Source organism: Citrobacter sp. A316 (assembly GCF_002042945.1).
Classification (GTDB): domain Bacteria; phylum Pseudomonadota; class Gammaproteobacteria; order Enterobacterales; family Enterobacteriaceae; genus Citrobacter; species Citrobacter portucalensis.
In genome coordinates, this window is record NZ_MVFZ01000021.1 from 80,821 (window position 1) to 91,532 (window position 10,712).

Below are 10,712 nucleotides of genomic sequence, written 5' to 3' on the forward strand. Positions count from 1 at the left end.
ATCAATGACTCACATACTCATCATGTTGTTGAGCTGCAGGATCGGCTGCAGAATTGCCAGAACAATAAACAAGACTACGCCGGCCATACTTACCACCAGCAAAGGCTCAAACAGTCCCAGCGCCAGCTGCATCTGTGCGCTGAACTCACGATCCTGATTGTCGGCCGCCCGCTCCAGCATGCTGTCGAGTTCGCCACTGTTTTCACCGCTGGCTATCATGTGCCGCATCATGGGCGGAAACAGCGCGGTCTGCTCAAGCGCGTGATGCAGACTGACGCCTTCCCGCACCGATTCTGCGGCGGCGGCTAACTGACGACGAGCCCAGTCATTACTCAGCACGTCGCCACTGATGTGCATGGCTTGGAGCATCGGCACTGCGCTGGCATTAAGAATGCTCAGCGTTCGGGCATAGCGTGCGGTATTTAGCCCACGCGATATACGGCCCACGACCGGCAACCGCAGCAGCAGATGATGAAAAGCCAGACGCTGTGAGGGCTGGCGTAACATTATGCGAAATGCTATCCCGCCTAGTACCGCGGCCAGCAGCAGCCATGGACCATAGATCTGCGCGCCCTCACTAAGCCCCATCAGTACGCGGGTGGAGAGGGGTAATGCCTGTTTCATGTGCATAAACTGCTCTACCACTTTCGGCACAACCGCAGTAAGCAGAATAGAAATCACCCCGATCGCCACCAACGTCAGAACACAGGGATAAATCAGTGCCTGAAGCAGACGGTTCCGCATTAGCTGGCGTTGCTCGGTGTAATCAGCCAGACGACTAAGTACCATATCCAGGTGACCGGACGTTTCACCCGCCGCTACCATCGCGCAATACAGACGCTCAAACGTACCGGGAAACCTGCCCATCGACGCAGCTAGTGAATGGCCCTCAAGAACCTTAGTGCGAACTGCAGCGATTAATTCCCGCTGACGCTGTTTTTCACTCTGCCTCGCCAGCGTATCCAGCGCCTCTTCGAGCGGTAGTGAGGCAGCAACCAGAGTGGCTAACTGCCGGGTCAGTAACGTAAGTTCGGCGCTGCTCACCCCCTGCGGCCGAAAGAGCCTAATACTCCACGTTGAGTGCCGGTGATTAACCTGTCGCTCATTCAGCCTGAGCGGAATAAGCGCCTGTTCACGCAGCAGCTGGCGGGCATGTCGAGCCGAATCCGCCTCCAGTACGCCACGGCGTCTTTTGCCGTGAATATCTGTCGCCTGATAATGAAATAACGCCATGTCATTCTTCTTCCTGCAGCCTGCTTTCAGTGACGCGAATTACCTCCTCCCAACTGGTCTCACCGGCAAGCACCTTATGTCGCCCGTCGCCACGCAGCGTCTGATAGCTGCTCCCTGCCAGGCGAGTAATACCCAGCTCACCTTCCCCCTGACAGATTGCCGTCCGGATGCGATCGTTAATCAGCAACAGTTCGTGGATCCCGGTTCGTCCGTGATAGCCACTAAAATTACACTGCTGACACCCGGCAGGCTGCCAGATCGTCGTTCCCGGGGAAATGTCCATGTCCCTCGCCAGCTCAGTACCGACCTGACAGGGCTGACGACAGTGCGGGCACAGCGTGCGAACCAGGCGCTGGGCCAGAACAGCCAGTAATGACGTGGAAAGGAGAAAGGGAGCGATACCCATGTCCTGGAGACGCGACAGCGCCCCTGCTGCACTGTTGGTATGTAATGTTGACAACACAAGATGCCCAGTCAGCGAGGCCTGCACGGCAATCCGGGCGGTTTCACTGTCACGGATCTCCCCCACCAGCACCACGTCCGGATCCTGACGTAAAATTGCGCGCAGGCTCCGGGCGAAGGTCATATCCACCTTCGGGTTGACCTGGGTCTGACTAACACCGTCAAGTTCGTATTCGACAGGATCCTCGACTGTCATGATGTTGCGATCCCGGGCATTCAGCCGGCTTAATGCGGCATACAGCGTCGTGCTTTTGCCCGACCCGGTAGGACCGGCCACCAGAATAATGCCGTGGGGCCGGCGGATCAGCGCATCGATGTGCCGCTGGTTTTGCGGCGACATGCCAAGGGTGGCAAGATCGAGACTGACGCTGTTTTTATCCAGCAAACGCAGTACAATGCGTTCGCCATAGTTCGAAGGCAGCGTTGAAACACGCACGTCCACCGCCCGACCGCCAATACGTAGCACCATACGGCCATCCTGGGGGATGCGTTTTTCAGCAATATCCAGCCTAGCCATGACTTTGATGCGTGAAATCAGTAACGAAGCCAGATGTCGCTGTAAACTGAGGATCTCCCGCAGAACGCCGTCGATGCGAAAGCGAACCTGCAGATGGCGTTCGTACGTTTCAATATGAATATCGGAGGCTTTCTCTTTAATTGCCTCCGTCAACATGGCGTTAATCAGGCGGATGACCGGCGCATCGTCATTCGCATCCAGTAAGTCCTCACTGTCAGGTAAACCCCCGGCCAGGGTATAAAAATCCATTTCATTACCAATCTCCGCCATCATCTGTCGCGCTTCATCAGAATCACGCTGATAACTGCTCACCAGTTTTTTTTCAAATTCTTCCGCCGACAAAGTGGTGACGGTCATAGGTCCTTCAGCTACCCTGCGCACTTCCAGCAGGGCACTGGCAGGCGTGTCCGCTATGCAGAACACCCGGTCTCCCTCCTGGTCACGCAACAACAAGATTCGCTGCGTTCGGGAAAAGGGAAAAGGCAGCAGAGGACGGGATTCACTGACGTTCTGTACTGCTCTGCTCATTGAGTTTCCTGCAGATAAAACGCAGCTATCGCAGCCTTCGCCTTCCGGAAAGCTGTATCGTCCCGAGCGGGCGATAACCTGAGCTGTTCCTCTTTCAGCGTCAGCGAAGTTATGTCTTTGCCGCGCGACTGCACCTGCTCCTGATTAAATGACTGGTATTTTTCGGCCGACGCACGGCGGAATCCGTCGCGCTCGCGAATAATGGTAGGCCGGATGAACAACATCAGGTTACGTTTGGCTGTCAGTTCACTTTTCGCGCGAAAAAGATGCCCCAGTAGTGGGATATCCCCTAGCAGCGGCAGTTTACTCTCACTCCCCCTTATCGACTTATCCAGTAACCCGCCGACAACCACCGTTTCGCCATTCCCTACCAGCATGGCATTAGTCACCGTCCGAGTATTGAAGGTTGCCCCCAGATCAGCTGTAGTGCCTGCAGCGCTATCCGCCACACCGGACACTTCCTGTTCTATTTCCAGTAATACGGAATCGCCCTCGTTGATTTGAGGTTTAACCCTGAGTTTGATCCCCACCGTTTTACGCTCAACCGTGTTAAAAATGTTGTCTCCGGAGGTGGTCTGTGAGCCCGAAAGGACCGGGACCTCCTGACCAACGTTAAATGTCGCCTCCATATTGTCCAGCGTGACAATACTGGGGGTTGCAAGGATATCGTTCTTGCTGCTTGTAGAGAGTGCCGTCAGCAGCATCGCCCAGTTACCTTGGTAAAATCCCGCAGCAATACCGTTAAAAGCACTCAGAGCGTTGCTCTTATCGTTGTCAACGGTGCCGTTCTGACGAGCCTGTCCTATCGTGGTGATGGGCAATCCGGTACCGGTGAACTGTGTTACGCCTGCATGTTTATTCGCCCACTGGATGCCTAAATTCAGCCCATCAGCATCTTGCACTTCAGCAATGATGGCTTCCACCAGGACCTGAGAACGACGAATATCCAGCTGCGAAATGACATTTTCCAGGTCACGGATGACGTCAGGTGCCCCCGTCAGGATCAGGGCATTGGTTTGTTCATGGGATTTAATCGTCACCCCTTTGCGCAGGGCTTCCGCTGACGGGCTCTTTTTGGCATCGTTGTCAATACTGCTGCTGATCCCCGTGAGGACTTCTACTAAATCCTTCGCTTTCGCATATTTCAGGTATATTACTTTCGTATTACCCTGAACCTCCTCCTCTCGATCCAGCTGCTTAATCATGGCGATGATACGCTGGCGGGAGACTGGTTCGCTGCTGACGAGGACTGAGTTTGTCCGCTCGTCGGCAACCAGCTTCGCCGTCATCCAGGCGGGCATGGCAGTCTTATCGCTTTCTTTAGTCAGTTCCGTGACGAGTCTGGCCACGTCCGTTGCGGAAGCGTAGGTGAGCGGTACACTGACAACGCTACGGTTGCCCACTTTATCCACCCGTTCGACAATCTCCATCAGTCGTTTGATCACGGCAGCGCGGCCTGTCATCAACAGAACATTAGAGGGTTCATAATGCACCACGCTTCCTGCGCCGGCATTATCATTGAGTTGGCGCAGCAGGGGGGCTAGGTCCCTTGCCGCCACGTTACTGACGGGTACAACCCGGGTGACAACCTCATCGCCGGTCCCGGGGCTGGCATCACTGGCTACCGGCACCGCCGCCGTTTTGGCATCTTTTGAGCGCACCACTTTCAGTATGCCGTTGTGCATATCGACCACGGCAAAACCATACACATCCAGTACGCTGAGAAAGAACTGATAATATTGTTCCTCGCTCAGCTTATCGTAGCTGCGTACGGTGATGGTCCCCTGAACGTCGGGATCAATAATGACCGTTTTGTGCAGATTTTTGCTGACGGTGTTAATAAACTCCTGAATATCGGTATCTTTAAAACTGGCAGAAAATTCAGCCCCCCATCCCGGAATGGCTCCCAGAATTGTTGTTGTGAGCACAAATACAGGTAAGCACCCATTCAACCATTTCCTGAACAATCAGATCTCTCCCACAGCAATAAAAGCATCATACAGCTGACCATCCCGCTCGACGGTTATTTTTATTTCATTAAGTTCTGGCAATTGTTTCATTATTTGCTGCGCCTGCCTGTCATCACGTAGATCTGAACCATTAAGTGATACGGCCAGATCCTTATCCTGCAACCCGGCATTATAAAATAACGAACTGTCCTTACCTGGATTCAGGCGAAAGCCGTTTAATGTATTATTCACCGTAACGGGTGAAATACTCATAATATCCAAAACATTTTTGGGCTGGGAGTCACCTCGGGCCGTCACTATTCCAGCCGTTAAATTATTATCGTCCTGTGCTTTCTTTCTTACCGGATTATCATATCGCAGCGGCAGCGTGGCATTTTTTCCCTGGTAGTTAATAACAATATGATCGCCAAAAATAGCACTAATCGTGGCATCGTAACCGGGTACTTTTTCACCGACGCCCAGACTGTACTGCCTGCTATTCTGTATAATAATGGCAATCGAATTCTCGGCAACCGAACTGCAAAGGATACCTGTCACGTCGAGATCAAGCACTGAAAGTGGAAGATCAGACAGTGAAGAAGTCGTTTCCTGCGCTCCCCGCTCCGGTGTCGACGAGGATGCTGTACCAAATACAGTAAACACAAAATTTTCCTCAGTGTGGCTACCGGTTACCGCCGTTTCTGCTGCGGCTACACGGGATAAATCGGACGCCGGTGGTACCTGTGGCGGCCATAAGTGGCGTATGAGGGTAACCAGTTGATACCCAGTAATGAATAAAACCACGCACAACAGCCGGTTCGGTGTCAGCATTCTGCGTGCGATATCTTTCATGAATAACACCCAGTCTCCCCGAGATGGACGAAGTAACGACATACAACGTTGAGAGCCACTTTCGGTTTTGATTAACGGGACGAATGTGTTACCGGAGCGGCCAAGATGGCCGCTCCGTCTGCAGGATTACTTACTGACCACCCTCATCGATCTGGGTCGGCTGAAATCCAGGTACTCGCCGCTCCAGGCTTTGACTTTTTTCATATCAGCAGGATTCACGTTACCCACAAACTCACCAATCCTGTTATAGGACAGGTTGTCCCAGTCAGACAAAAGGACTTTCGCTTTAGCCCCGCTGTCGACATAGACCTCCTGGCCAACAATCCAGTCAGGCAGGCTGTATCCTGACCGCTGGCCAACCGGCAGACAGTAACGCTTACCTGAATTCACGGAAACGATACATCCCTCATTTTCTTTTGCTGGAAGAGCCCGTCCATTTACGGTATAGGTCAGACCTTCTGGCGCAGGTGTGAGCGATTTAGTATCCAGTACCTTGTTATTACAGACCAACGTTGCCTGAGTGGGCTGGCTTTCTGTTGGCACGTTAATGTGGAATTTGTTCATTACAGTGCTGTTAGCCCGGTGATTAGCCAGTCTGAATCGCAACTGCCCTTCTTTCGTATCCACCTGCAGCTGGCAGTCGTTGCCGGACAGGTTCTGACTGTCATCGGGATAAGTGAAGCCATAAGCACCATACAGCGCAGGATAGATGTAGCTTGACAGGGTGCCTTTTGGATCGTAATAACCCACCAGGGTCGTCACCGGAACGCCAAACTGCTCTGGCTTACGCGCTTCGCGGGTATCAACCACGTCACGTTCTTTCCAGATCTGACCATCGGAAACAAAGCTCTTCTTATAACCCTGGGAAACTATCTTTTCGCCGCCGTTTATAAACAGATGACTGTTATAACCGGCCTCATGGTTGATGCTCAGGATACGGCCTTTATTCTCTGCAGATGCCGCAGGGATATGGATATTCCTGGTCCAATTGCCGTTCCACATATGTACTTTGACGACGGCGTACTCCGCCATCAGCTCAGCCATTTTGTTTTCACTCAGATCCCTGACGGGAGCCGTAATCTGCTCAGCCCTGTCAATCGTGTGTTTATACGGTTCCATTTTCTGCGTGTCTGCATTCCACTTGCTGAAACCGGTGAAGGAACGGGTATCGAACACAGCTTTATTTTCAAAGAAGCGCTGGATTATTGCCGATGAATTAGGGGTATACATCGTGAAACGGTTCGCGTCGGAGAAGGGACTGCCTCCCGCCATGGCGTCAAAACCAAACTTGCGGCCTTCGAACGGCTCCTGACACTGTCCGTCAAGACAACTTTTCTGGTTCGTCCGGGTCGGATAAAAGTTAGGCATAAAGCGTTTTTTATCGCTGTCCCAACCCCATGCCGAGTTGATCTGGTCAGCGCTACGATGAACGGAGCCCCTGAAGCCATCCACATAATGACCCAGACCGAAGTTATGCCCGACTTCGTGGCTGAACTCATTACCCAGCGTAGAGTCCAGGGTAACAATTCCCCCGCCTCCTGAACCACCGTGCACCTGTACTCCATTGGCGTAATTACCGCGGCTTGTGTGCGCGGCCAGCTGTGCAGTCACATAAGGATGGCTGCCCTCCCCCGAACCAGCTGTGCTGTTAATACCGTAGTTGGCATTATCGATACCGTGAGAGATCAGCTCCTTACCAATACTCTGACGCATAGTACCTGCATGCCATCCCCCGTTACCTGGATCCGCGTCTGTCAGCAATGTACCGGTGGGTAACATAACTTCCTTCAGATGAAGCGGAGCATAATTGTTGACGATCATGCGACTGGCCGGGATGGTCTGGAAATATTCCCGGTGCGCCTCTTTGTCTTTGGCAAAATCAAAGCGATCCCGGGGAGAAGTCAGCATCCCGATATCAATGGTATGCAACAGCAACTCACCCGGTGCACCAACCTTAATATCACTCAGGCGGCCGCTCAGGTTGCCCTGCTTAACCACCAAGTTAAGCCCAGGCGCGATCCAGTGCGCAGGCAGTTCAGCACTCCATGTATCCGGCGCATAAGCTATACGGTTATTCTCCAGCTCACCCTCGCGGAACCACTGACCGTTTACATACTTAAACTGCAGGGTATTACCCACCGAGAGCGTGACCTTACGGCCGCCATAGAACACCGTTGAGTTATAGCCTGCATACGAAACAAAGCGCACCATCTTGCCTTCCAGCCCAGCCCCCTGCGGCAGATAAATATCTTTTACCCAGCTACCATCCGCAGTCTGGATCTCCACAAGAGCATTATTTGCCAGATAGCTTTTAATGGAACTCCCGCTGGTGTCACTGAGTTTTTTGACTTCAGCAAACGTATTAATAAGCTTTTTTGTTCCATTGAGAGGGACAAAATCGATACCTCCAGCCGGAACGCCCTGCAGATGGTAGACGGTATCCGGTAGTGACGAAGGAGGAGAAAGTGTTAACGTACCGAGAAGTTTGTCATTATCATCACGGGCTTCCACCTGTACAGGAGTTTTATTATCGGCTTTCACCGGACGAACAAGCAGCAGAGTTTTCCGCAGGCTGGTCAAGTGCGGCTGACTTTCCCCTTCCTTAGGATGGGCGGGTATAATCTGGCTCTGTGCGAACTTCACCTCGGCGGCCAGCGAACCCTGCAGATCATTTACGGGTTGAGTGGTATTGAAATAAATAGCTGATTTATTATCAGCAGCTACAGAAAATGAACCCATGGCCAGTGAGGCAAGGATTATACAGGACAAATGCTTTAATTTCATAAGGGTACTCCATCACTCATTCATCTTAATTTTGTCAACCGCCTCTTCTGCCAGTCCGCCTATAAACAGCGTTCTGCGATGACCTTTCACTTTTGAAAGGTAAGTAAGTAAACTCAGTTTCCTGTCGTCAGTATAAAGGCACATCCGGATACCGGATATACCCTGAAAGACACTGAACTGCAAATTGTTATAATTTTATCATCTCGTGCATAATTTATTTTATGACGAAATAAAAGTTATTTTCCAACACTATAAATATGTTAAAATGTGCATCTGACGTGGGGTCGAAAAAAACTCATTGTCATTCGCTGTATTAGTTTCAGTACAGGATCTAACAAGAAAACGTAACAGAGGAAAACTACCTTACAACAAAGTTATAGATTACGAAATATTCTTCTTATTTAGAAGAATATTAAGATGGTATTTTCCTTGAAAAAATTACGTTCACAACTTTGAATATATACTAGGGATCGTCGTGATATATAACAGTCTGTAAAACCAGAATGTGGTATAAGATTTATTTATAATACAGCCGTCTCACACTTCACTGGACATTCTGTCCGGTTCTGCTTACTAAGTATAGAGATAGCCTGATAGTATCAGGCTATCTCTATACTTAGTAAAAAATAAAATATATGCTGACGCAATAAAGTCTATGGATGTCTCAAGAACAATTAAAGAACATATCAGTAAGCTCCCAGCTATTCTGGATGCCCCTGTCGATCCGCAACTTGCATCATGTCTGTTGGTGGCAATTACATCCCTGATTTAAGACCAATTTGATGCCGCTAAAAAGGTAGAGCCAGTCAGAAAGTACGTCTGAGCCAGATAAAGACAATGGTATACAGGCAACTATACAGTTACTACCAGCAACATTTCACGCTAAGAACACAACAATTTCACATCCATACTGCCTCCTAGTATGCGTTCATCGCGAGCCACATCGGTCACCATGACAGAGACGATACGTTGCCCTGCCACCGAAGTGAGCACCTGTCAGAAATACTGACTAATTTTTCGGAGCATCAATAAGGCCTTCTTATATCTGGCGTCATTCTGTTTCCTTATCGTTGTCATTTTTTCGGAGGGAGCTGGAGAACCCGTCTTCACTCGTCAGCGACCAGCGGAGATGCAGCTGCAGTTCTTCAGCCTGGACGGCGGTGAACCCTGCGCGGGCAAGCAGGTCAGCCAGCGCGGTTTCAGTGTTTTCCTCATATCCGTCCCCCATGAGCGGGAACGCATCCAGACTATCGCGCAAAACGTGCAGCAGGCGTGCCGGTGCCGACAGGGCGCGCAAATCCTCGCCTGGCATTATAACTGCCTGTCTGATATCCTCATTCAGTCCTGTGATCCCCTCCGCCCGCAGCGCGCCATCCAACTGGCAGAACCATGTGTCAGTCCGATCAGACGGCTCTGTACCTTCCATTGTTCCTTCATCAGGTGTACCGCTTTCATTGATCTGTATCCGGATGTTTATCCCGGCATCATGGCAGGCCTGCAGCCACTGCGCGATCTGAAGGGGATCGTCAGCCAGGCGAGTGACCAGACCCGCTGCGTTCCACAGCTGCATGCAGGTGCTCCCGTCGATACGAATAACATAATCGCTACGGCACACCATGTGCCAGGTACCGTTCAGTTCTACCGGGAGATCGTCACGACTACCGTCTGCATTAGCGGTCTCACTGAGCGGGACCAGAGGCAGAACTCTGATTTCCGTCGCACGCTGTTCAGCGTGGACGCGCTCCTGCTCGGCCGTCAGTAGTGGGGCGGCAAGCTTATAACCTGCCTCAGTCAGCTCAACAGCCAGCCTAAGGTTCGGCGCGCGCAGGGTGCGCAACCAGCCTGAGGTTTCCATTCGACGGCATGAGGCCCTGAGATTAGGCCCGTAAACCGGGACAGTTCCATCCTTCCCCAGTAGTTTCTCTATATCCCGAGTGGCCACTGGCCCGGGATGCTTCGCATCGAGGGCTGCCAGCACAATAAGTATTCTTCGCTGCAGCGGAGAAGGCTGCCGTATCTTCATGTGGGACGTCATATTTATATCCTGATTATCAGGTCAAACTGCTCAAGGGGGCGTACTTAATCTGTTCTGCATTACATATACCGATCTATCCTGTACGTACCTGAACGAATTACAGCAGAAACGCCGCATCCGCTCTTTTTTTGTCTGATACATACGCACTCCGTCACGCAAAGCATGGATGCCATCGAGTGTTCAGCCGTCAGCTGCGCATCGTTGAGAGAAAACGGTATTGGATTATGCCATTCGTAAGCTCCTGTTGGCACAGAAAATTAAATCACACAACTAATATGATTGCTTTTATTTTCGATAGATATTATATCAGATATGATATTTACTATTTTATAGAAAATCATATCTAATATGA

Annotated in this window: 6 protein-coding genes; all 6 read right to left on the reverse strand. The window is 51.2% G+C overall.

The genetic code is table 11. The annotated features are described in order from the left end of the window. Positions 1 to 9: 9 nt before the first annotated feature. The 6 genes from gspF to BZK41_RS22120 all read right to left on the reverse strand — a co-directional run bounded on the left by gspF (position 10) and on the right by BZK41_RS22120 (position 10,180). On the reverse strand, positions 10 to 1,233 hold the full coding sequence (gspF, locus tag BZK41_RS22095; RefSeq protein WP_079939598.1) for a type II secretion system inner membrane protein GspF: 1,224 nt from the start codon (positions 1,231 to 1,233) through the stop codon (positions 10 to 12). A 1-nt stretch (position 1,234) separates the two neighbouring features. Beyond that, on the reverse strand, positions 1,235 to 2,740 hold the full coding sequence (gene gspE, locus BZK41_RS22100; protein WP_079939599.1) for a type II secretion system ATPase GspE: 1,506 nt from the start codon (positions 2,738 to 2,740) through the stop codon (positions 1,235 to 1,237). Further along, positions 2,737 to 4,707, reverse strand: a complete 1,971-nt coding sequence (gene gspD / locus BZK41_RS22105; RefSeq protein WP_079939600.1) for a type II secretion system secretin GspD — start codon at positions 4,705 to 4,707, stop codon at positions 2,737 to 2,739. Before gspD ends, gspE begins: the two co-directional genes overlap by 4 nt. Next, positions 4,708 to 5,520, reverse strand: coding sequence for a type II secretion system protein GspC (gene gspC / locus BZK41_RS22110; protein ID WP_079939608.1), 813 nt, complete (start codon positions 5,518 to 5,520; stop codon positions 4,708 to 4,710). It abuts the gene before it with no gap. Positions 5,521 to 5,667: 147 nt separating this feature from the next. After that, complete coding sequence (gene stcE / locus BZK41_RS22115) at positions 5,668 to 8,325, reverse strand: M66 family glycomucinase StcE (RefSeq protein WP_079939601.1); 2,658 nt, start codon at positions 8,323 to 8,325, stop codon at positions 5,668 to 5,670. Between the two features lie 1,051 nt (positions 8,326 to 9,376). Next, on the reverse strand, positions 9,377 to 10,180 hold the full coding sequence (locus BZK41_RS22120; protein WP_253193783.1) for a hypothetical protein: 804 nt from the start codon (positions 10,178 to 10,180) through the stop codon (positions 9,377 to 9,379). Positions 10,181 to 10,712 lie beyond the last annotated feature (532 nt).